This is a genomic window from Chryseobacterium vietnamense, from assembly GCF_031454475.1.
GTDB lineage: Bacteria > Bacteroidota > Bacteroidia > Flavobacteriales > Weeksellaceae > Chryseobacterium > Chryseobacterium vietnamense.
The window spans coordinates 51037-73379 of the sequence record NZ_JAVDQX010000001.1 but is presented as its reverse complement, the minus strand read 5'-3'; the positions used below and the strand labels follow the sequence as shown (position 1 = coordinate 73379).

21 protein-coding genes are annotated in these 22343 nt (G+C 36.0%); 3 read left to right on the top strand and 18 right to left on the bottom strand.

Annotated elements, in window-relative coordinates; all coding sequences use genetic code 11:
- Positions 1-26: 26 nt before the first annotated feature.
- The 6 genes from J2786_RS00335 to queG all read right to left on the bottom strand — a co-directional run bounded on the left by J2786_RS00335 (position 27) and on the right by queG (position 4985).
- Positions 27-1115, bottom strand: a complete 1089-nt coding sequence (locus J2786_RS00335) for an efflux RND transporter periplasmic adaptor subunit (protein WP_047432912.1) — start codon at positions 1113-1115, stop codon at positions 27-29.
- Positions 1116-1175: 60 nt separating this feature from the next.
- Positions 1176-1427 (bottom strand): hypothetical protein, encoded by a 252-nt coding sequence (locus tag J2786_RS00330; protein WP_156121482.1) that lies wholly within the window; start codon positions 1425-1427, stop codon positions 1176-1178.
- Positions 1428-1847: 420 nt separating this feature from the next.
- Positions 1848-2300, bottom strand: coding sequence for an SRPBCC family protein (locus tag J2786_RS00325; protein ID WP_047432916.1), 453 nt, complete (start codon positions 2298-2300; stop codon positions 1848-1850).
- A gap of 51 nt (positions 2301-2351) precedes the next feature.
- The gene (locus tag J2786_RS00320) at positions 2352-2999 is read right to left on the bottom strand and encodes a murein L,D-transpeptidase catalytic domain-containing protein (RefSeq protein WP_047432918.1); all 648 of its coding nucleotides are present in this window, start codon (positions 2997-2999) and stop codon (positions 2352-2354) included.
- A 3-nt stretch (positions 3000-3002) separates the two neighbouring features.
- Positions 3003-3686: a TIGR02117 family protein gene (locus J2786_RS00315; RefSeq protein WP_052187028.1), complete on the bottom strand. Its 684-nt coding sequence runs from the start codon at positions 3684-3686 to the stop codon at positions 3003-3005.
- 360 nt (positions 3687-4046) lie between these two features.
- Positions 4047-4985: a tRNA epoxyqueuosine(34) reductase QueG gene (gene queG, locus J2786_RS00310; protein WP_310024845.1), complete on the bottom strand. Its 939-nt coding sequence runs from the start codon at positions 4983-4985 to the stop codon at positions 4047-4049.
- Between the two features lie 161 nt (positions 4986-5146).
- Here queG and J2786_RS00305 point away from each other — a divergent pair, with 161 nt between their 5' ends.
- Both J2786_RS00305 and J2786_RS00300 read left to right on the top strand, forming a co-directional pair.
- Positions 5147-5446, top strand: coding sequence for a rhodanese-like domain-containing protein (locus tag J2786_RS00305; RefSeq protein ID WP_047433386.1), 300 nt, complete (start codon positions 5147-5149; stop codon positions 5444-5446).
- A gap of 27 nt (positions 5447-5473) precedes the next feature.
- The gene (locus tag J2786_RS00300; RefSeq protein ID WP_082001983.1) at positions 5474-6091 is read left to right on the top strand and encodes an HD domain-containing protein; all 618 of its coding nucleotides are present in this window, start codon (positions 5474-5476) and stop codon (positions 6089-6091) included.
- Between the two features lie 75 nt (positions 6092-6166).
- On the opposite strand, the gene J2786_RS00295 is transcribed toward J2786_RS00300, so the two are convergent.
- The 11 genes from J2786_RS00295 to J2786_RS00245 form a co-directional block, all read right to left on the bottom strand.
- The gene (locus J2786_RS00295; protein WP_047432927.1) at positions 6167-6937 is read right to left on the bottom strand and encodes an alpha/beta fold hydrolase; all 771 of its coding nucleotides are present in this window, start codon (positions 6935-6937) and stop codon (positions 6167-6169) included.
- 14 nt (positions 6938-6951) lie between these two features.
- Positions 6952-7941 (bottom strand): NAD(P)H-dependent flavin oxidoreductase, encoded by a 990-nt coding sequence (locus J2786_RS00290; protein ID WP_310023575.1) that lies wholly within the window; start codon positions 7939-7941, stop codon positions 6952-6954.
- A 113-nt stretch (positions 7942-8054) separates the two neighbouring features.
- A complete protein-coding gene (locus J2786_RS00285; protein WP_047432930.1) occupies positions 8055-9422 on the bottom strand; it encodes a peptidylprolyl isomerase in 1368 nt (455 codons plus the stop codon).
- A gap of 86 nt (positions 9423-9508) precedes the next feature.
- Positions 9509-10432 carry a PfkB family carbohydrate kinase gene (locus J2786_RS00280; protein WP_047432933.1) on the bottom strand — a complete coding sequence of 308 codons (924 nt, stop codon included), beginning with the start codon at positions 10430-10432 and terminating at the stop codon, positions 9509-9511.
- A 27-nt stretch (positions 10433-10459) separates the two neighbouring features.
- On the bottom strand, positions 10460-11017 hold the full coding sequence (gldD, locus tag J2786_RS00275; RefSeq protein WP_002981020.1) for a gliding motility lipoprotein GldD: 558 nt from the start codon (positions 11015-11017) through the stop codon (positions 10460-10462).
- Positions 11018-11061: 44 nt separating this feature from the next.
- On the bottom strand, positions 11062-12096 hold the full coding sequence (gene mutY / locus J2786_RS00270) for an A/G-specific adenine glycosylase (protein ID WP_047432935.1): 1035 nt from the start codon (positions 12094-12096) through the stop codon (positions 11062-11064).
- 234 nt (positions 12097-12330) lie between these two features.
- Positions 12331-13353, bottom strand: coding sequence for a hypothetical protein (locus J2786_RS00265; protein ID WP_047432936.1), 1023 nt, complete (start codon positions 13351-13353; stop codon positions 12331-12333).
- A complete protein-coding gene (locus J2786_RS00260) occupies positions 13350-15920 on the bottom strand; it encodes a peptidoglycan DD-metalloendopeptidase family protein (protein WP_052187029.1) in 2571 nt (856 codons plus the stop codon). Before J2786_RS00260 ends, J2786_RS00265 begins: the two co-directional genes overlap by 4 nt.
- Positions 15921-16115: 195 nt before the next feature.
- Positions 16116-16574 (bottom strand): hypothetical protein, encoded by a 459-nt coding sequence (locus J2786_RS00255; RefSeq protein WP_310023570.1) that lies wholly within the window; start codon positions 16572-16574, stop codon positions 16116-16118.
- Between the two features lie 78 nt (positions 16575-16652).
- Positions 16653-18014, bottom strand: a complete 1362-nt coding sequence (locus J2786_RS00250) for a DUF5458 family protein (protein ID WP_047432939.1) — start codon at positions 18012-18014, stop codon at positions 16653-16655.
- 20 nt (positions 18015-18034) lie between these two features.
- Positions 18035-18481 carry a type VI secretion system contractile sheath small subunit gene (locus J2786_RS00245; protein ID WP_034692320.1) on the bottom strand — a complete coding sequence of 149 codons (447 nt, stop codon included), beginning with the start codon at positions 18479-18481 and terminating at the stop codon, positions 18035-18037.
- Between the two features lie 353 nt (positions 18482-18834).
- Between J2786_RS00245 and J2786_RS00240 the strand changes: the two genes are divergently transcribed.
- Positions 18835-19881, top strand: a complete 1047-nt coding sequence (locus J2786_RS00240; RefSeq protein ID WP_047432941.1) for a hypothetical protein — start codon at positions 18835-18837, stop codon at positions 19879-19881.
- 59 nt (positions 19882-19940) lie between these two features.
- Here the strand turns inward: J2786_RS00240 and J2786_RS00235 are convergent, their stop codons facing one another.
- A complete protein-coding gene (locus tag J2786_RS00235; protein ID WP_047432943.1) occupies positions 19941-22037 on the bottom strand; it encodes a M13 family metallopeptidase in 2097 nt (698 codons plus the stop codon).
- Between the last annotated feature and the right edge of the window lie 306 nt (positions 22038-22343).

Below are 22343 nucleotides of genomic sequence, written 5' to 3'. Positions count from 1 at the left end.
TTGATTGATTTAAAGATTATGAAAGGTTAATACTTCTTTTTGATTTTGATGATATCACCATCTTTCAAAGACTGAGTTCCTTCATAAATGATTAAATCTCCTTTTTTAAGACCGCTTTCCACCACATAAGAGTCTCTTAAGGTAGTTCCGATCTTAATATTGGTCATTTTCACTTTATTCTGTTGATCCACAACAAAAACATAGGTCTTATCCTGAATGGAGAAGGTGGATTTTTGCGGAATAAGGATCGCATTATTCTGCTGTTCGGAAATGATAAGCTTCCCGGAAGTACCGTGTTTGATGAGGCGGTCCGGATTCGGGAAAAGCACTTTATAGCGGATAGAGCCTGTAGTTCTGTCGATTTCTCCTTCAGCTGTTTTTAGAGCTCCGTTAAACTGGTAATTCACTCCATTAGGCAGCGTCAGTTCAATTTTCTGATGGTTTCCGATCTTATCATTGGCCAAAAGCTCAAAATATAAGTTTTCAGGAATGGAGAAGTAGGCGTACACTTCGTTCAGTTGTGAAAGCGTGGTTAAAAGTGTCCCGTTTTCCACTAAACTTCCGTCTTTATGGGGAATAACGTCGATCACTCCATCAAAAGGTGCTGTAATTCTTGTAAAACTTATTTTCTGAAGAACGGTTCTTTTTTCTGCATCGGCAAAGGCATGTTTTGCCTTCGCTGAAGACAGTTTTGCCTTTACCATTTCCAGCTCGTTATTGGCTACAAATTTTTTGGCATGAAGACTCTGAATCTGCTTCAGTTCTACTTCTGCGATGCGGACGTCTGCTTCAGTCTGTTTTAATGCTGCATTGGCTTTCAGAAGCTCCATCTGCAGCTCAGCATCATTAATTTTGAATAAAGCCTGTCCCTGGTGCACAAACTGTCCCTCATTGACATAAATATGCTGTATAATACCTCCGATTCTGGAACGCATTTCAACATTCTTTTTAGCCTGGATATCCGTGACAAACTGGTTGCTCACCAAGGTGTCTTTTTCTTTGATTTCCAGTACGGGAACTTCTTTATCTTTCTGATTGTTTTTTTTCTTGTCTTTACTGCATGACACAGCGAATAATGTTGCAAGAATGCAAATTATTACGTTTTTAAAATACATTTTTAAATGTTTAAGTTATAAGATTTCCGTAAAAATGATTTGGTATTGAGAAACTTAAACCTAGTACAGCTGGAGGAGATGGAGAAAAGATTTAACGCCACAAATAATAGAAATTGCGATCTCAGGAAGAGCAACTTTTGGAATTACTTTTAATATTCCTGAAAAATCTGCAATGGCAGGATCGTTTTTTTTGACTGAATGTTTTACAATTTTGGCAGCCGCAGGCAATGCATGCGTATTCATATCTGTCTCTTCGTAAACATCCAGAACATGAATGTTGGTTACAGGAGGAACATGAGGAATATTCTGCAATGATTTTTCTGCCCAATTCGAATTGAAAAGAGAAAAAACCAGTATAATATAGAATAAGAAAAATGACCTCACACCTGCCATGTCAATCAGAACACATTAGTTTTTCAGTAAAAAACGATAGTTGTGCAAAAATAGGGATTTCTGCTGGGAAATCCGGCCATTGAATTGTTAAAAAAACTTAAACAATTAGTGAATAATTCTGCTCATTCGTATCTGGATTCGTATGTGAAATGACAAAGAGGACGTGAAGTCTGTTATTGCAGTCTGTTATTGCGTAGAAATCCAGTTTTTAAATTCTGAATGAAAAATGGGATCAGGTTTTGGCTAAAGCCAGATGAATTTTGGTTTATTGTTAACGGGCTTCCTTCGTCTAAGCTCAGGATTATAACCCGTTTCTATTAAATAATTGAGACTGAACAGTTAAAACAATTTACTCAAAATCCGAAAACGGTAATCAAAGATATGTTCCAGTTTCTTTCTGACAAAAAGGCGATGGGCCATTTCTCCTAAAAATCCCATGGGAAGTTCATAATCTATGGTATCTCTCATCAGAACGCCTTCTTCATTAGGAATAAATTCATGGTGGTGGTTCCAGAGTTTGTATGGGCCCTTTTTCTGAAAATCAATAAAGCTTTTCCGGAAGTCTACATGGGTGATCTCAGTTTGCCACTTCATTTTAATACCGAATAATGGAGAAACATAATAATCAATGAGCATTCCTGGATAGATTTCGTCATCTTCCATTTCCGTCAATACAATAAAGCCCATATCTTTCGGAGTAATCTCTGAAAGATTGTTGGCTGAGGAAAAGAACTTCCATGCCGCTTCTATATCACAATTGAGCTGTTGTTCACGGAAAAGAGTATGTTTCATAAGATGGAATCATTTACCCTAAATGGTATGAAACAAAGGTATAACAAAGATTTAATTGTAGATCCACATCAGTACAGGTTTTCCCGATTTCTGAATCATCGGATCTATTTCCTTCATTGCCTTGTTGGAAACAGTTGGACAACCCCATCCTTCAGGAGATCCATTGGGAAAAACTTCATCATCACTCATCATATCCCAGGAATGAAATACAATAACTCTTTTTAAAGCATTGCTATTGGTATCTTCAAGGCCATGCATGAGGTATTTTATATTGATTCCCCAATCGCTGTAGCCTCTTCCTTCCAGTTTATATTTTCCTAAAGAAGATAGATGGCTTCCGTCTTCGTTGCTGAATGCGGGGTTTGCTTTAGAATCATCTTTACTCCATGAATTGGAACCGCAGCCATGTCCTACCAGGTATTTTTTCGAAATCTTATTATTTTTAAAATCCCAGATAAAAAAACGGTTAACCCCGGAATGAAGGCTCATATCAATAAGAATACAGAAGTCTTTGCTGAGATTCTTTGAATCACAGAATTTCAATGCTTCTTTCGCTTTACTTTTTATTTTGGAAAGATCGGCTTCAGGCTTCTTTTCAGCTACCTGAGGCGCATCTATTGTTGTTATTGTATTGTTTTTTCTCTCCTGAGAACATGAACACATCCAAAAGATAATGAATAACAGATAAACCCTCTTCATATATTATTTATAATGTTGAAAAATTCCAAAATCTGAAGGTGTCCAAAGTGCAGCTTTTTGTCCTGCAGCTTTTAAAGCGTTATTTGACCAGGTATTACAGGTGTAAAGAAAGCTGTAGGTTCCTTTTGCATCATAGAATGCATCATTATCACCGTACACAGCATTGGTAGGGATCAGCATGAAGTTTCCGTTCTGATCTCTGTCAAATTTATCTTCTACAAATTTCACCAGATTCTGATATTGATTTCTGCTGATCATAATCATTTTACAGTCATCCCCTTCTTTCATCGTATTATAATAGGTACAATGCATTGCGGAATCACTTAGCCAGAAGGCTGCTTTTATCGCTGTTGAAAATTTCAGATCTGCCCAGGTAGGAGTATCAAGATAAAAGCCTTTGTCGCCCCATCCTATTCCGATGTACTGATAATCTGTTTTTTGGGATTTAGTATTGGCAAAAGGTATTTTCCGGCTCCAGTCCTGAAGATCGTTTTTTACAGGCATTACGATATCGGTATGCACTCCGTTGGTATAAATATAGATCGGGATTTCTTTTTTCTGCCCGTCATCTTTTGCAGAAACGGGAATATAGGGAATCAGCAGTCCAAGGATGACATAAATAATCACAATTCCTAAAATAATTCCTACCACTTTCAGGATATACATTAATATCGTTTTCACAGTCATGTTTTTTAATAAAATTTAATCTTTAATTTTTAGTAAAAGTATTTGTTTTAATCGAAAAATTAGCTATATTTAGTTACGAAATATTCACAAATATGCGTAAAAATACTAAATCCCAAAAAAGGTTTAAAGTAAGAGTAAAAACTGCTCCTAAAAGAATACAAAAAAGACGTTGATTTTCGGTGAGATTTTAATCTCCTGAAAATCAATTTTTCTTTATAGGAAAAGCTTTTTAAGAAACTTATTGATGTAAATCTTCACCTCCTTAAAGCGAAAAATTTAAGGAATGGTCAACTATCAGCTCTGGTTTGGAACTTCAAAAAATTCCAAAGGAGGAATTGTCACCGAAAGTTCAGAGAAAAATCAGTCGGAAGACTTCTGTAAAAACTCAATATTTCTCTTGAGACCTGCAAATTTAGTACGTTTTACGGGGGATTTTCTGAAGATTTCTGAGAAAATTTCCTGGGTTAGCTCCTTCCATTCTCCTTTTTTAAAATTTTTCAAGGCTTCATTGGGCTGGAAACGGCTCTGTTTATTGGGAGCTGAGAATCTGTTCCAGGGGCAAACATCCTGGCAGATATCGCAGCCAAACATCCAGTCTTCCATTTTATCTTTAAAATAATCCGGAATTTCATTTTTGAGCTCTATGGTTGCATAAGAGATGCAGCGGCTTCCGTCTATAATCTTTTCAGAAACAATAGCATCTGTGGGACAGGCATCGATACATTTTCTGCAGCCTCCGCAATGATCTGTAGTGGCGTGATCAGGAATCAGTTCCAGATCGCAGATAATTTCAGCCAGAAAATAGAATGAACCACTTTGTTTGGTAATGAGATTGGCATTTTTTCCTACCCAGCCTATTCCCGACTTTTTCGCCCAAGCTCTTTCCATCACCGGCGCAGAGTCTACAAAGACACGAAATCCAAACTCACCTATTTCTTCCTGCAGTTCTGCAACCATTTCACGGAGTATTTCTTTAATTACTTCATGATAGTCTTCTGCGTAGGCATATTTTGAGATTTTGAAATTCTCCAGAACGGATATTTTTTCTTCAGGAAAATAATTATAGGAAAGTGAAATCACAGATTTTGAACCCTCTACCAGAAGCCTTGGATCAAGTCTTTTGTCGAAATGATTTTCCATATACTTCATTTCGCCATTATAATTATTCTTCAGCCACTTTTCAAGGTGAGGAGCATCTTCCTCCAGAAAATCAGCTCTGGAAATGCCACAACTCTGAAACCCAAAACTTTTTGCTTTGGATTTGATCAGTTCGGAATATTTTTCGGCACCGGCATTCATTAATTTCACCCTGCAAAATTAAGATTATTTTATCAATCTTCTGATTTCTGCCAAAGTTCATCCCAATGATGGTCTTTTCTGAAAATTATGTTTTCATTAGGATTTTTTTCAAAAAAAAATTACGTAATTTCGTTTCTAATTTAATGTTTAAACCAACAACTATGTCTTTAATAGAAGTAATACAATCAGGAAACTATGAATTAATCGACGTTCGTGAGCCAATGGAGCTTGAAATGGACGGTAATATAGATGGCGCTAAGAATATTCCTTTAGGTGAAGTAGAAGACAGACAGGAAGAGATCCTATCTGTTGAAAAGCCTGTCATTTTATTCTGCAGAAGTGGAAACAGAAGTGGAAAGGCATTGGATTATCTTAATGCTCAAGGATTAAAGGACGGTTACAACGGCGGAGGCTGGGCTGAGCTGAAGGCTGTACTGGAAGCAAATCAGGGAACTTTTTAAAAGTTCCTTTTTTTATATCTTATTTCTATGAATCTGCAAAATCAATTTGAAGCACTTTGTTCTCCTTTCACTGAAAACAAACCACTGATCAACAGCCTGTGGAACGAGATTGAAACCAGATATTCTGAAAAAGGCAGACATTACCACGATCTTCTTCATCTTGAAAATATGTTTAAAGAACTTGAAGATGTGAAAGGTAACATTTCCGATTATACAGCCATTTCTTTCTCCGTATTTTACCATGATGTTATCTATGATGCTTCTTCAAAGTCTAATGAGGAGAAAAGTGCAGCCAAAGCAGAAAAAAGGCTTGGAGAACTTTATTTGGACAAAGACAGGATCTCACTCATTTCTGCACAGATTCTGGCAACAAAATCACATCAGCGGTCTGATGATGGAGACACCAATTATCTTTTGGATGCTGACCTTTCTGTCTTGGGTAAAGATTTTAAAACTTATCTGGAGTATACTCAAAATATCAGGAAAGAATATTCTATTTATCCTGACTTTCTTTACAAGCCGGGACGCAGAAAAGTACTTAAGCATTTTCTGGAGCTTGAAAGTATCTTTAAAACAGAGTATTTTAAGCAAAAATATGAAGCTCAGGCAAAGGAAAACATTGCTGCTGAACTTCAGTTACTGTAATTGATGGTATATGGTTAGACTTCAGATACATAAAAGGCACCTTTGAAAGATGCCTTAATTTTATATGATTTCAGATTAAAAAAAATTACCAATAAATTCTGCTGTTTTCTTCAATACAAGCTCAGGAATTTCTTTATGCGGAGTATGGCCTATACCGGGAATGATATATTTTTCTGCACTTCCACTGACCTGAGTAACTGTTTTTTCTACCTGATCCAATGTCCCGTATTCATCAGCTCCTCCCTGAATAAATAACAGTGGGGCTTTAATATCTTTCAACAGGTATTCTATATTCCAGGTTCTGTAATCTTCGCGGGTCCAGGTTTCTGTCCAGGCTTTGAAAAGCATTTCTACTTTATCTCCATGGTATTTCTGTAAACGCTCAGGAAGATTGGTTGTTTTGTAGGCTTCCCAGGCATCATAAACACCTTTTAAAGTTATCTCTTCCACAAAAATATGTCCTGCTTCACAAATGACAGCTTCTACTCTTTCAGGATATTTTGCAGCGGTTATAAGGGCTATTGTTCCTCCGTCACTGTGCCCGAAGAGAATTACATTGTCCAGATTCATTTCAATCAATACATCATTCAGGAGATCTGCTTCCAGCTCCATATAGTGTACCGGCCGCTCATGAGTAGACATAGGAAATGATTTTCCATACCCTAAACGGTCATAAGCTAGAGTATTGCATTGTGCAATTTCTGATAGTTTAGCCGGGAAGTCTCTCCAAAGCTGCACTGAACCTAATGAGTCATGCAGAAAAACAATCGTGGGTCTGTCTGTAAACCGATGATCATGTTCTATATATAATTTTTTACCCTTTACATCAATTATTCTTCCCTCCATCGAATAAAATTATATTAAAAAACCGGCATTTTCGTTTCTTCAAATTCTTTTAAAAGGTGTCTGAAAACAGTTTCCACCGGAAGAATTTCATCAATCAAAGCAGAAACCTGCCCTATTTCCAACTCTCCATCTTCCATATCTCCTTCAAACATTCCTTTTTTTGATCTGGCTCTTCCTAATGAAGCAATTAAAGCGTCTTTATCTCTTCCGTTTACATAGATATCTTCCAGTTCATTGAAGAATTTATTTTTAACCATTCTCACAGGTGCCAGTTCTTTCAAAGTAAGATGCGTATCTCCTTCCTGTAATTCTGTAATTTTCTTTTTCCAGTTTTCATGGGCACTTGCTTCAGTTGTTGCAGCAAAGCGGGAACCGATCTGTACACCATCTGCACCTAGAATCATTGCAGCCTTCATCTGTGATCCTAAGGCAATTCCTCCGGCAGCGATCAGCGGCTTAGAAATATGTTTTTTAACATTGGGAATAAGACAGAATGTTGTTGTCTCATCTCTTCCGTTGTGGCCTCCAGCCTCGAAACCTTCTGCAACAATAGCGTCTACTCCTGCATCTTCACATTTTACAGCAAATTTGGTAGAGGATACTACGTGAGCTACTTTTATACCTTCTTTTTGAAGGGTTTCCGTATAGGTTTTCGGATTACCGGCTGACGTAAATACAATTTTTACTCCTTCTTCAAGGATGATCTGAATGATTTCCTCTATATTAGGGTATAACATCGGTACATTTACCCCAAATGGTTTATCTGTTGCCAGTTTACATTTCCGGATATTCTCTCTCAGGATGTCAGGATACATACTTCCAGCTCCTATTATCCCTAATCCTCCACAGTTTGAAACTGCGGAAGCAAGTCTCCATCCGGAATGCCAGATCATACCTGCCTGGATAATCGGATACTTAATATTAAAAAGGTGTGAAATTCTATTGTGTGTTCCCTCCATGTCATGAAGTTTTTTTGCAGCGTTAAAATCTATAAAATTGCTCATGCGTAAAAATACTAAAAACAACGGTTTTACGGGAAAAATATGTCAATATTTTCCATCATGGATTTAAAGTTTAATGATAAAAAAAACCTTCAGAAATTCTGAAGGTTTTAATTTTATTTTGTTAAGGATTGTTTCTTCCAGTTAGACTTAAAGTTACAGGTGTCGTAACGTCCGTCAATTGAAATAAAGGTTGTCGGTAACTTTGAGTTGACAAACTTTTCAACCATTTCACTTTTCTTTTTATTCAGCGCCATTTGCTTAATTCTGCTGAAGTCTGTTTCCAGGGTAATCTGGTGAGAAGGAATCACATCTTCAACTTTGATGATCTTGATTTGTTTTCTCTTATTTTCTTCATCTTCAAAAGCAGTTGTGATATCGCCTTTATTTAATCCTGCCAATTCGTAGCTGATTGTTCCGGGGATACTTTCTCTTTCAATTTTATCAGAACCATCAGCTCCAGGAATGATCCCTGCATTGAATTTTGTTCTCTTATCATCTGAGAATTTAAATGCCGCATCTTTGAAGGTTATCTTCCCATCTGCAATGAGACCTCTGATACTGTCTAATTTTGCTTTTGCAGTTTTGATCTCATCATCAGTAGGTACTGCTTTTAACAAGATATGTCTAGCATCATATACTTTACCAGATCTTTTCACTAACTGAATAATATGGAATCCGAATTCAGATTCAATAGGATCTGAAATTTCATTTTCCTGAAGGTTCAGTGCAGCAGCTTCAAATGGTTTCACCATCTGCCCTTTATTGATATTCTTATATAATCCTCCGTTAGCAGCTGATCCTTCATCTTCAGAATAAATTCTTGCCTGGCTTTCAAAAGTCTCACCTCCGATAATGTCCTGCTTGATTTTTTTCAACCTGTTGATAAGATCTTGTTTGTGAGCTTCTGTCAGTGACGGATAGATCATAATCTGAGCTAAAGTAACTTCATCTTTTACCTGTGGCAGCTGTGTTTTATACATATTATAAAAATCAGTAACCTCATTAGGAGTTACGTCTGCTTTATCTGTAATTCTCTGGTACTTTGCCTGCCCGTAATACTGGTCTGTATCTATTTTTTCAATAGCATTTTTCAGTTCATAAGCGTTTCTGAACTTATAGGCTGCAAGCATTGTTTTTTCATCCGGAAATTGAGAAAGCATCTGACGGTATTTTGCATTAGCCTGTTCTTTGATTGCTGCAGAACGATTTTCAATTAAGGTATCTTTTTTTGCTTCGTATACAAGAAGCTTATTGCTGATAAGATTTTCCAGGAACTCACATTTGTCTGTGTTGGCAGCTCCCTGTTGTTTACCATAATTCATCTGCTCCAGGACATCAGATTCCAATACAATCTCATCCCCGATAACAGCGGCAATACCATCCACCAAATCTCCTTGTTTTAGCTGGGCATTCATCATATTTGAAGAGAATATCATGATGAAAATCCCAAGAAGAAAAGTGATTTTTAGTTTATTTGTCATTTTACTATTTTAACAAGTTGCAAATTTAGAATTCTTAACGAATTTCACTCAATTTTTTATTATAAATATTTCTTAAAAAGACTTATTTACTGCAGTTCAACATCAAATGTCGTTAATTCTTTGAATTGTCTCAATCTGCTGAACATATCTGCTTCGTTTACTTCTTCTATTCTTTCTGTTCCGAATTTCTCTACGGTGAATGAAGCCATAGCAGATCCTACGATAAGGGCAGATTTCATGGTTTCGAAATCTATTTTTTCTTTTTTAGCAAGATAAGCTGCAAAACCTCCTGCGAAAGTATCTCCGGCTCCTGTAGGATCGAAAACATCTTCTAACGGAAGTGCCGGGATAGCAAATACTTTATTGTCATGGAAAAGTAAAGCTCCGTGTTCTCCTTTTTTGATAATTACATATTCAGGACCCATTGTATGGATCTTTTTAGCTGCTTTTACTAAAGAATATTCTCCTGAAAGCTGTCTTGCTTCTTCATCATTGATGGTAATTACATCTGTTTTCGCAATCATATCCATTAAGATATCCCATGCAGAATCCATCCAGAAGTTCATGGTATCAAGGATAACCAGTTTCGGACGGTTGTTCATTTTTTCAAGTACAGATAGCTGAACTCCAGGGTGTAGGTTTCCGAGTAATAGGATTTCGGCATCCTGCATTGAATCCGGGATTTTCGGATCAAAATTCTCCAACACATTTACTTCTGTAGCCAGAGTATCTCTTGTATTCAGATCGTTGTGATATTTTCCGGACCAGAAGAATGTTTTTCCTTCTTTCACGATTTCAATTCCTTCGATGTTTACATCTCTGTCTGTGAACATATCAAGATGTTCCTGTGGAAAGTCTCCTCCTACTACAGAAACAATTCCGGATTTAACGCCTAAAATTGATGAAGTGATTCCGATATACGTGGCTGCACCTCCTAAAATTTTATCCGTTTTACCAAATGGTGTTTCAATTGCATCAAATGCAACACTTCCTACAACTAAAAGTTTCATATATTTTTCAATGTATATTAAAAGTAATTATTTTTTCCATTCAAAAGTGTCCAGCAGATGTTTCATATCATTTTTGATATAGTTTACTGCAGGAGCAAGAGAGTCCGGTTTCGGTCTCGTATTAAAGTATAAGTAAGCAGTCACGAAGTGTTTCGTACTGTCTGTAATGTAAAACTGAAGGTTGGAAGCACTCTGCCCTTTCAATTCATAGAAGTTCCCGTATACTTTCTTTTCAGGGTATTCAAAGGATTTTGTATCTATGGAACTGGCTTTAATGGTATGCTCGTATACCATTTTCTCAGCTTCTTTGATATGGTCAGCAAAGTCGTTTTGTATAGGGTAATAGGTCACGAAAATCTTGGCTTTCATTTTCGGATAGTTCAGATAGAACCAGCAAGGTTTTTTGGCAGGTGCAATCGACGCAAAGTCTGAATATTCAAAGGTGTAGGCACAATCGTTTTCAAACTTTTGGTATTTCGGTGCAGGATATTCAAGACGCAGTTCTCCATAAGGTTTTGGTGAAGGGTCTTTTCCACATGAAATCAAAAGCAGCGATACAAAAATAAAAATGACTTTTTTAATCATTTTGCAAAAGTACAAATTAGATTTCAGATTTCAGAAGACAAATTTCAGTCTTTCAGAGAGTTTTGAATGTAATTTTCCAGGGGCTTCGGAAATGATTTTTCATGAGAGCTTACAACATCTGTAATCAGGTATTGATTTTCAGCGATAAAATCATTCCAGTTTTTTTCTGAAGTGACGTCAACATTCAATATTTCAATGCTTAAATTCTTATGGGTCAGTTTATGGGTAACCGTCTTTGAACCTGTAATGAAGGTTTCCATATCAGTGGGAATAGCCGTAGGAAATTCGAATAATTTCTTCCAGATGAAGTCATCTGCTCTCTGGCGGATCAGAAACTGCCCGTTTCTGTGAACAAAATAATATGTCAAAGCAAGATCTTCTGCTTTTACTTTTTTCGTTTTCACAGGATAATCTGAAATTTTCTGCATAGAAAATGCCAGGCAGTCGGCATTTACAGGGCATTCTCCGCACAATGGATTTTTAGGCTTACAGATTTCCGAGCCGATATCCATCATGGCCTGATTAAAGTCTCCCACATTTTCCGGCATTACCAAGGCAGCCAGTTCAGAAAAATAGGTAAATGCTCTTGAATTTGAAATATCAAAATCATCAGCAAAAAGGCGGCTCAAAACGCGGTAAAAATTTCCGTCAACAGCAGGCATTCTGCCCCCGAAACATATACTTGAGACGGCGGCAGCTGTATATTTCCCTACTCCTTTCAGTTTTAAAATTTCTTCGTATTGATCGGGAAAAACACCATGATAATCATTCATGATCTGTTGAGCAGCTTTATGAATATTGATCGCCCTGGAATAATAGCCTAGGCCTTTCCAATAAAGTAAAACTTCGTTTTCTTCAGCTTCTGCCAACGTTTTAACATCTGGAAATCTTTTAATAAAATTATTGTAATGATTCAATCCCTGGTTGATTCTCGTCTGCTGAAATACGATTTCACAGATCCAGATTTTGTACGGATCTTTTGTCTGTCTGAAAGGCAGATCCCTTGCATTATTTTTATACCATTCTAGGATTTTGCTGCCAATATGCAGAAAATCTGAGGCTGTTTTATTTTTTCTCAAAAACCAATCTTGTTTTAAATCATTGAAGAGATGATTTTCTCTTTATCCCGTGAACATTGTTTCTATGCTGCAAAGATAGGTTTATTTTATTTTTGCTGTTTTTGATGTTGAAGGAGTTTTTTGAGAATCTGTTATTGTATAATTTTTTTACTCTGATCTCTTCCTACTTACTTGAATATGAAAAAAATATAAATCATCATGAGGTTAAAAAGGATTTCATCATTAGAGAAAAGATTAGTATTTTATCATTTCTGGATCATATTTTTCAAATTTAATTGTACCAAAATCTTTAGATGAATAAGTTATACTATTATCTTGGTTTGCATCAGGATATGTTGTTGAATATCCTAATTTATGTAAATAAATAGAGTTGTCTTTTTTGTCAAAAGTGAATGTTGTGTATTTATCCTGTATGGGTTGTGAGGAAATGTTTTCTTCAATAGTAAAAAAATTATTTTTAATTGTTAAGTTTTGAAATCCTTCTGCATAAGAACTATGATTGAATGAATTTATAATTTTATTATTATGATATTCTTTAAATTCTCCTTTTTTGTTATAAATCAACACATAAACGCTTGAAAATCTGTTTTCTGTATTTGAATTTTTAGGTGAAATTATAAGAATCTTGTCTTTTATATTATCCATATTTAGATCACATTCTTTACTTAGGATCAGGCTGTCAGCAGTATTAAACATAATCCTCTGATCTTTGTTGGTAGTATGATTTATTTCTTTTTTAGGAAAACTGGAATTCACTTCAACAAAATCAAAATTATATTCTTTTAGTCTATCATTTTTTCTCTTTTTTTCATTTGGATCCCAATAATTTTCTCTAAGTATGATTTTATTGTCATTAATAATAATTTTATCCGTAAAGGATTCTTCTGTGGTTTGTGTTAAACAAAATGTCTTTGGTTCTTTACCTATTTTAGTTACATATAATGCGGGAAAAAAATCCGCAGATTCATTTTGTGTCACATCTTGATATAAAATAAATTCTTGTTTATCAATTATAAATTTACCTATAAAATCTATTTTAGAAACATTAGTTTGCTTTCCCAATATATTTGTAAATTTTGCATAATTATATATATCTTTCTTTTCAAAAGAATGGTTAACAAACTTTTCATAGTCTTTTATTTCAACAGTATAAGGTAACTTAATTTCATCTATAAAATTTAAATCTTTTTTTGAATTCTGACAAGAAATTAATATTATACCGTAGAGCAAAGCTAAGATTAGTGATATTTGTTTCATTGTTGGGTTATTTTTTTTGCGTTTGTTTCTATATTCTTTAATTCGGTTATAATTGTCATTGGGTCAAGCCTATCTAGTAATCCTTTTCTCACATTTAATTTAGTTCTTACTTCAAAATGTAAATGTTGTGCTTTGGTTGGAAACCTACTGGCATTTCCTGATTTACCGGATAACGCAATTGGCTGCCCAGCCTTAATATCTTTACTTTTATAATTGGATGCCGATAAATGAGCATATGTGAAATAATAGTTAGCCCCTTTGTATTGACCTTCTAAAATAATAACTTTTCCATAGTCTCCGACATTGCCATCAAATACGATTTTACCAGATACACAAGCTTTTAAAGGGGTCCCAGATTTTGCCCATAGATCAATTCCCTGATGAATTCCACTTTTTCTTCTTGGTACTTTACCGAATTTACTTGCTGAAGTATCCCAATCTTTATAATCACCTCCATACCAACCCCTGATCTCCATTATATCAAGAGGGTTATGCCATCCTTCATTTTTTTCTGGATTGTTTTGAGATTTATTATTAAGTGTACATTGTGCTATTTTAAAAATGACTGAAGTTGTACTATCAAATGCTTCCTGTTTCTCTCCATAGTTGGTTTTTCCTTTTGCTAACTGAACGTCTTGCCCTATTTCAGGACATATCTTGCCTTTTACATCTTTAGTGCCATTAGCTATTTCATATAAAGCTTTCCCATTATTTTTCCTAAAGTTAAAATATGCCATTGAGGTTAATACAGCAATTTCTAAATTTGATCCAACAATTTCTGCTTCACTATCAGTTGTTATAATATTTTTATTAGCAAGTTTTAAAGTATAGGCATTAGCTTCAGTATAATTATTTCTTCCTGTTAATTGAATTAATCCCCTTCCTCTAAATCGCCACCCATCTCCTTCTTGGGTATTTCCTAATTTGTACCCAATTGCTCTATTTTTATCCGCATAGACTTTATTTGCAATTACTTTTTGGTTTGCTGCGTGGTTTTCGGTTCTGCCATCTATATAAGCCTCTTTATTATTTCGATAATAACTAAATATAGTTTTGTATTTTTTTTCCTTAGAATCCCATCTGCCCTTGAATAGATCATCTGCACTATAATTCATACTTTCTCCTTGTTTTAAATTTAATGATTTTCCACCTTCAATCATTGCTTGTGCGAAGAAATGAGCTTTGTTCCAACAAGTATTCATATTTAAATTTTCCATATACTTGTTATATGTGTCAGCAACTACTTTGAGTTTATCAGGAGAAGCATCAGGGAAAATATTCTTGAGATCATCAGAAGTTATATCTTTTTCACAATTAGGGCATTTTCCATCAGTTGTTTTATCCCGTTCCGGCTGCTTCTGCACCCCCACCGCACTCTTCATCTTCTCCATTTCCATCAGTCCATCCGAATTTACCCCAAATTTCTGAGATTCTGCAGAAAGATCTGTGGAGATAATTTCTATAAAATAGTTTTGTGTATAGAAATTCGAATTGCTGATAGGAAAGCCTATTCCTTTTTCAGAACTAACTTTTGTAATGATAAATCCTGAGGTATCATATACATCGGCAGGAATTTTAATCATTGCACTTCTATAAAATTCATGAGTGGATGTGGAATCATATTTCCAAATGACATACTGAATGTGTTTTCCCTCCATATTTTTGGAGTGGATTCTTACCCTTACTTTATCTCCTACAGCTACTTTGGATAGCTCATTTCCTTTATTATCAATGAAAACAGCTTCTATAATATTGCCTTTAGGATCCGGTTGTTTGGGACTACCTCCTTGTCCGGCCGGGAATTTTGGGGTGTGTTTCTCAGGCTGCGGCTGCCCTTTATAATCAGGGTTGGCTACATCTACATTCACCTGGCTGGCTCCCTGAATTTTTCCGGAGTAGGTGGCTGTAACATAATACTCATGATTCGCGCCTTCATTCCTGTCACCCTTCATCAAAAACTGATTGGCCATCTGACGAAGGATTTTTTCATCAGACATCAGAGGAATGGAGACTTCCGCAATCCCTTTTTCATTGACCCGAGCCTTGTAGCTACGGGTGTGACAGTTGTTTTTGTTAATATTGGCATCGTGACCTTTTCCAGGAGCATCATCTTCCCAAAGGTGAAACTCAATTTCTTTATTAAACATCGCAATGCAATGAGCCTGCGCAATAAGAGTATCATGATAACTGGCTTTATTGAAATCCTTTACTCCTCTATTGAAGAGTACTACTTTATCGATCTTTGGAACCTTGTTGCTGATAGGAATAATTATAAGGCTGCCAGCGAGTTCTCTGGTAGAAGGAAAGCCAGGTAAAAGACCTTTTTTAATTTCATACACCTTCATTTGAAATTCTATTCCCAGCGCTATTTCCCCAAATTTGTACGTTACCTTTTCACCGGTTTTTGGTTTTCCGGTGATATCTTTCCAGCTTCCGTTTTTCTGTTTCTTAAAAAGATACCATTTATAGTCCCCATTCAGTACTAATGAAAGTCCTGAAGGTTTTATTTCGTAGGAACACGCTGTTCCAACCCGAGGATTCTGATCCCCGGCAATATTCCCTGTCATGGCTAATAGAATTTAACTAACTTCCAGCTGGAAGTTATTCGGACAGGTATTATTTTTCAGATTAAATTGTTGGAGAGGATGTAGGATTATATCCTCATACAGGGTTACATTCTTTTTCATTTTGTTTTTGTGTTTGTTCAAAAACAAAAATAAAAAAAATCATAACATAGTGATATAAAAAACTTGAATTTAAAGTTAATTTTTCTCAACAGAATATACAGGAGCCGCTTTTAACCACTGATATTTAAGGTTTCTGTCTTTAGCTATAAAACGGTATCCTTCAAGCTTTTTCAGATAAACATACATAGAATCCGTGTTCTTTATTTTTAATTTGTATTGGGAAAGAAAAAGCATTGGCATTTCTACAGCAGAATCTCTTACTGTTTTCAATACTTTTCCGGATTTCACTTTATAAAGATAGAACGATTTTCCACGGCCTTTTGAACTGTCTGATAGTTTTACCTCTGAACTTGCAATAACGAGTTCACTTCCATCAAAACACTCATCCCTATTCATGATGTATGCTTTTCCTTCCTGGCGTTCCTGTGCGAAAAGATCATTTTCGTAGGTGCCTGGACTTTGGTATTTTTTTTCGCAGCTTATCAAAAGAACCATTAATAACATTAGTAAACCAATGATAAGTTTCTTATTCATATTCAATTTCATAGGTGTTGGTTGAAAAAAAACCGATGTAAAATTGCATCGGTTTTTGTTATGTAAAGTATGTTGATGTTACTCCTGAGTATATTCTGCATCCCATTCGTTACCATCATCTCCTTTGTGTCCGTCAAGTTTAATAACGAAACTTTTTGTAGGGAAATAAGGCGTCATACGGATATCCAGCCACACTCTGTCTTTGTTTACTCTATCCTGCTCGAAACGAACAATTTTGAATTTTTCAATCAATTTGTCCGGTCCTTTGATATTATCAAGGAAAGTTACGATCTGTCTTCTCAAATCGTCCTCGTTCTTAGCATTCCAGTTTTCAAAAGCTCTTCTGTTCAGGAAGTCTAGAAGTACTTTGGTTACGTAATCGAATACACGAACTACGGAATACGTCTGAAGACCAATATTGTCTCCTGTAAATAATGTCTTTGCAGAGAAAGCCATAATTTTTCCGTATTCGTTAACCATTGGTACAAGACCCATTTTTTCCAGCTGAGAAATTTCACTTTTCTTCAGTTCGAATTTTACGGCGTCTACTTCGTTGATATTACCATGTTTTTTACCTGCTGCTACCTGAGACATCAGTGTTTTGTGGATTTTTCCGGCTAATGAAGTGGAAGGCGGAAGTTCCACGTTTTCTTCTTCACCTACTTCTTCAGCTTTACCACGTCCTACCAGCCAGTTACACGTCATAATAACGTTACTTCTGTGAAGCTCACCTCCTGTAAGGTTTGCAGAGTGGAATAAATCTACTACGTCATCCGGCTTATCAAGGTTGGCGAAGTCTGTAACCATCATTACTTTGTTTTCGTTACAGATTTTTGCCCACTTCTCGATGACCTTATTGGATCCTAAATATCCTGGGATTGCAAGGATTGAGTAGTTATCTCTAAGGTCAAGACGGTCGTAATAGTTTTTGAATTCTTCTGAGATTGCATCAATGAACAGAGGATTATCCAGATCGGAAACCTGCTCAAGGCTTGCATTGACGATACTTACGTTATCCACTTTATCCAATTCTGTATTTTTATAGAATTGAGCTACTGTTCTGTAGTTGGTCTCCAGCATACGAACAGCATCCAGTGTATTTTTTAAGTTTTTCTTTAAGTTCTGATCGGCCTGTTGTGCTTTACTTTTGCACGTATCAGCCATTTTATCAGCAGATTCGCTGCCTTCTAAAAGGTTTACCCAAAGATTGATCTTCTGAAGAAGTTCTTTTCTTTCGTCTGCTTTATTGCTGTCGTTCAGGAAGATTTCTTTTCTTGCCTTTCTTGTTGGGTTCATATTGGCAATACCGTCTACAACGGATTCAACAAAGCCAAATCCTCCCATTTTATTGAGCTCCGCAAGCGGGTTGCCCTTCGGCTGTCCTGCATGTTGCTGCTGCCCCTGCTGCTGGCTTTCTTGTGCCTGTAATTTGCTATCCATGATTTAATGTAAGTCTTTAATTATTTTTCAAGTTCTTGTGCCACTTCTTTCAATACTTCTATGAACGCCGCTCTTGTCTGATCGTTCTCCAGCATATTGCGTAGAATTTTGTTTGTTTTCAGCTGACGTACTATTTTGTTGTACTGCTCCTGTTCCATGCTCAATTGCTGCAGATAATCTGACTTCTGAGTAAGGCTTTTAGGGGTAAAGTCTCCAAGGTTTTGAAAACGGAATTCCTCTTCTACCATTCCTCCGTCTTCTGTTTCGTGTTGTACCGATACTGAAGGCTGAAAATGTTTGAAAACGTCTTCCACTGTTTTTAATCCTGTTACGATTTCAGGGGTATAAGACTCGTCTGTTGTAAGTTGGCTTACTATCAGTGATTTATTTTCCTGTATTTCCTGAATAGCTTCATTAGCGTCTACTTTTACCTCGTTTCCGCCAACACCATAATTAAACATTGCCATATTATTGTTATTTTGAGATTTACTATTTTGGTTTGGATCTGTCTTTGAGTAATTTACCGATGAATCAAATAAATTACCAATCCAATGTTTAAATTTAAAAAAAAACTGTAACATACAAAATTTTACTAAGATTTTTCTTGAATCATCTAAATCTGTTTACATTTATTCAACATAAAATCACCATATTACGATATCACTAAGCTATGAAAAAATAAATAAAGTCTTCCAAGAAAAATAAAATAAAATTTTTGTCCGCTTTACTCTTTTATAAACATGCCTGATGAATGTTAAAATAAGAAATCCTAAGACTTTACCAAAAAATATTTTTATATTTAAACAAAGTGAACAGTTTCATGAAAGATGTAAAAATAGCGTTCAGAAAACCGATATTTCCAGTTTCAGAAGCATTACAACAATATTTGGAAAAATATAACAGAACTACCAAGATTAAGTTTCTGTATGAAGACCTTTTGAGGTTCAGTGACAGTGTGAGAATTCTGGATAAAGATGGCAAAGATACTTTGTGGCTTGGGGTACTGTATTCTGAATATGAGTTTAAAGAAATAGAGGCCAATTTAAATAAAATTTATACGCTCCTTCATTCTGATGGAGATACTGCTACTTTACCTTATCTGAAAGTTGACACGATCGACTTTTGTACTTTCGGAAATTCCAAACCTTTCCGGATTCGGGTAAGAAATGTACTGAACGATAATTATACTTATTTTTATATTAAACAGGCTGATGCCTCCAGGATATTCGGACTGGAACTTGAAGACCTGCTTTCTCCCAACCGGATTAACTTTCTGGTTTATAAAAACACTTTAATTGAAGAGCATATTCTGGGAATTCCCGGAGATGTTTTTATTCAGAAACATTTATCCGGCTGCTCAGAACTTGAAAAAGCACAAATTTCCAAGGAATTTGTGAAATTCAATGAGCGCTGTCTTATTGGGCTTCTTGGCGACATGCGTTCTTATAATTATGTAGTGATTCCCATCCATGATTTCGACCAGGTGATTTACAGAATCCGTCCTATCGATTTTGACCAGCAAACGTATGAGGGAAACCTGAAAGTCTATCTTCCCCAGTATTTTAAAGAAAATAATCAAATGGTAAAAATGGTATTGGAAAAACTGAAACCAAGTTCTATAGAGCAATACCGCAAGGAAGTACGTTCACAAATCGTGAAAAGAGTAACGAGCAGTCAAAACAGATTTGATGAACTGATTTCTATTATGAAAAAAGACAGTATTGCACCGGAAGCTAATGTCATAGAACTAAGGACCGCTTTACAAAAACTCACCTACGATGTCAATTTTAAGTACTGTAAAACCATGGGAGATATTATAGAAACCGGAATAAAGTTTGTTCTTAGGAATTATAAGAAAGAATATTAAAAAGAGAATCCGTCTCATATTGAGGCGGATTCTTTCTTTTCTAACAATTTATGGTAAAATTACCAGATTTTTATTCTGTCCTGAGGAGCTTTATACATTTTGTCTCCCGGTTTGATGTCAAATGCTTTAATGAATGAGTCCTGATTGACCAACGGACCAAATGCTCTGAACATTCCCGGAGAGTGCGGGTCTGTTTTCACCTGGTTGATCATATACTGGTCGGTAGCTTTAGTTCTCCAAACAGTAGCCCAGCTCATGAAGAATCTCTGATCCTGAGTGAAACCACTGATCTTACCTGGGTTCCCTTTATCTTTTAAATACATCTGAAGCGCATCGTAAGCCACTGCTACTCCACCTAAGTCACCGATATTTTCACCACTTGTAAATTTACCGTTCACGAAGCTTCCTTTTACTGGTTCGTAGGCACTGTACTGAGCGGCTAACTGACCTACTTTTGCATCAAAGTTTTTACGGTCTGCATCCGTCCACCAGTTATTCAGGTTACCATCTCCATCGAAACGTGAACCGCTGTCATCAAATCCGTGAGAAATTTCGTGACCGATAACGGCTCCGATTCCCCCGAAGTTCACGGCTGCATCAGCTTTAGGATTATAGAAAGGCGGCTGAAGAATAGCTGCAGGGAATACAATTTCGTTGTTTGATCCGCTGTAGTAAGCATTTACAGTTTGTGGAGACATTCCCCATTCTGTTTTATCAACAGGTTTTCCTACTTTATCTAAACTTCTCTGGTATTGCCATGCAGCAACATTCTGAAGGTTTGAATAAAGTGTAGCCCCTTCTTTTGGAGATTCCACTTTCAGTTGTGTATAATCTTTCCATTTATCAGGGTAAGCAATTTTTACCGTAAACTTGGATAATTTTTCCTGAGCTTTTACTTTAGTTTCAGGAGACATCCAGTCGATATTGGCAATATGTGTTTTGAATGATTTTAGAAGGTAGTCAATATAGGTTTCCATCTGCTTTTTAGCTTCAGGAGTGAAATATTTGTCTACATACAATTTTCCGAAAGCTTCTCCAAGAACACCATTCACAAGGGTAAGCCCTCTTTTGTTCATCGGACGCTGCTCTTTCTGACCCTGCAAGTATTTCGCATAGAAATCGAATCTGATCTGTTCCAAGCTGTTATCAAGATTGCTTGCATTTCCGTTGATGATATGGTATTTCAGATAGTCTTTCAGTAAAGGAAGGTTTTTCTGAGTAATGAACTGATCCATATTCTGGTAATATTTCAGTTCTCCAATGATCACTCTGTCTGTATTTACACCTGCATCTTTAAGGTATTTTGCAAGGTCAACATTTTTTACAAGACCTGATAATTCAGATACATTTTTAGGATTGTATCTTAAATTAGCATCTCTGTTTTGTTCAAGTGTCAGTAAGTAATTGGCAAGCTGTTTTTCAAAATCTACTACATTCTGTGCAGCCTGAGTGGTATTTTTATATCCTAAAACACCAAATAATTTTTCAACATAAGCCTGATATTCGGCCAATGTTTTAGTATTGGCATCGTTTACTTTCTGATAATAATCTCTTCCTAACCCAAGATCCGGACCACCAAGATATACCGCATTCATATTGGAATTCTTCATATCAGCACCCACTCTCCATCCGTAGAAAGAGTTATCGCCTAATCTTGTAGCTTCCAACAGATATTTCTGAAGGTCACCCAGACTTTTAATAGCATCTACTTTAGCAAGATCAGCTTTGATAGGAGCCAGACCTTCTGCATTTCTCTTATTGGTATCCATAAAAGAGGCATACAGATTCTGGATTTTCTGCCCTTCTGACCCTGCAGGATATGATTCTGTAAGGATTTTGTTTAAGATATCTAATGAAGCATCATCTACATTTTCTCTCAACGCATTGAAAGAACCCCAGTTGGCTTTATCAGAAGGAATCTGAGTTGTTTTCACCCAATTTCCATTCACGTAGCTAAAAAAGTCATCTTGTGGACGGACACTGGTATCCATATACGATAAATTGATTCCCTCTTCTTTTGCTTCTTCTTTTACCGGTTCAGCTACTGTAGCTGTAGCTTCTTTTTTATTCTCTGTCCCTGCAGTCTTAGCTGCACCACACGAATTAAGAAATACAATACCTGAAAGGGCAAGTATTCCAATATTTAGCTTTTTCATTAAAGATAATTTTTGATTTTACACAAACTTATCAAATATACAAACTTTAATGATATGTAATGAATGATAATTAATAATTGAGAGTTTAAAGTTCATAATTTAAGGTGTAAAGTTATTATGTATAGAACCACCCCGTCAAAAATTCTTTGAATTTTTGACACCCCTCCGAGAGAGGGGAATGATGCAAGCCGTTATTGTAAAAATTGTCCCTTCGATTGCTCATCACATCCCTTATTACTTATTACTTATTACTTATTACTTATTACTTATTACCTATCATCTATCACCTGCTACCTAAAAAACAAA

What these genes read in the sequence shown, in the direction of transcription:
- J2786_RS00335 (WP_047432912.1), bottom strand. Translation starts at nt 1,115, where the DNA reads ATGTATTTTAAAAACGTAATAATTTGCATTCTTGCAACATTATTCGCT.
- J2786_RS00305 (WP_047433386.1), top strand. Translation starts at nt 5,147, where the DNA reads ATGTCTTTAATAGAAGTAATACAATCAGGAAACTATGAATTAATCGAC.
- J2786_RS00315 (WP_052187028.1), bottom strand. Translation starts at nt 3,686, where the DNA reads ATGACTGTGAAAACGATATTAATGTATATCCTGAAAGTGGTAGGAATT.
- J2786_RS00245 (WP_034692320.1), bottom strand. Translation starts at nt 18,481, where the DNA reads ATGGCAATGTTTAATTATGGTGTTGGCGGAAACGAGGTAAAAGTAGAC.
- J2786_RS00300 (WP_082001983.1), top strand. Translation starts at nt 5,474, where the DNA reads ATGAATCTGCAAAATCAATTTGAAGCACTTTGTTCTCCTTTCACTGAA.
- J2786_RS00240 (WP_047432941.1), top strand. Translation starts at nt 18,835, where the DNA reads ATGAAAGATGTAAAAATAGCGTTCAGAAAACCGATATTTCCAGTTTCA.
- gldD (WP_002981020.1), bottom strand. Translation starts at nt 11,017, where the DNA reads ATGATTAAAAAAGTCATTTTTATTTTTGTATCGCTGCTTTTGATTTCA.
- J2786_RS00295 (WP_047432927.1), bottom strand. Translation starts at nt 6,937, where the DNA reads ATGGAGGGAAGAATAATTGATGTAAAGGGTAAAAAATTATATATAGAA.
- J2786_RS00255 (WP_310023570.1), bottom strand. Translation starts at nt 16,574, where the DNA reads ATGAATAAGAAACTTATCATTGGTTTACTAATGTTATTAATGGTTCTT.
- J2786_RS00265 (WP_047432936.1), bottom strand. Translation starts at nt 13,353, where the DNA reads ATGAAACAAATATCACTAATCTTAGCTTTGCTCTACGGTATAATATTA.
- J2786_RS00320 (WP_047432918.1), bottom strand. Translation starts at nt 2,999, where the DNA reads ATGAAGAGGGTTTATCTGTTATTCATTATCTTTTGGATGTGTTCATGT.
- J2786_RS00235 (WP_047432943.1), bottom strand. Translation starts at nt 22,037, where the DNA reads ATGAAAAAGCTAAATATTGGAATACTTGCCCTTTCAGGTATTGTATTT.
- J2786_RS00250 (WP_047432939.1), bottom strand. Translation starts at nt 18,014, where the DNA reads ATGGATAGCAAATTACAGGCACAAGAAAGCCAGCAGCAGGGGCAGCAG.
- queG (WP_310024845.1), bottom strand. Translation starts at nt 4,985, where the DNA reads ATGAATGCCGGTGCCGAAAAATATTCCGAACTGATCAAATCCAAAGCA.
- J2786_RS00260 (WP_052187029.1), bottom strand. Translation starts at nt 15,920, where the DNA reads ATGACAGGGAATATTGCCGGGGATCAGAATCCTCGGGTTGGAACAGCG.
- J2786_RS00325 (WP_047432916.1), bottom strand. Translation starts at nt 2,300, where the DNA reads ATGAAACATACTCTTTTCCGTGAACAACAGCTCAATTGTGATATAGAA.
- J2786_RS00290 (WP_310023575.1), bottom strand. Translation starts at nt 7,941, where the DNA reads ATGAGCAATTTTATAGATTTTAACGCTGCAAAAAAACTTCATGACATG.
- J2786_RS00280 (WP_047432933.1), bottom strand. Translation starts at nt 10,432, where the DNA reads ATGAAACTTTTAGTTGTAGGAAGTGTTGCATTTGATGCAATTGAAACA.
- J2786_RS00285 (WP_047432930.1), bottom strand. Translation starts at nt 9,422, where the DNA reads ATGACAAATAAACTAAAAATCACTTTTCTTCTTGGGATTTTCATCATG.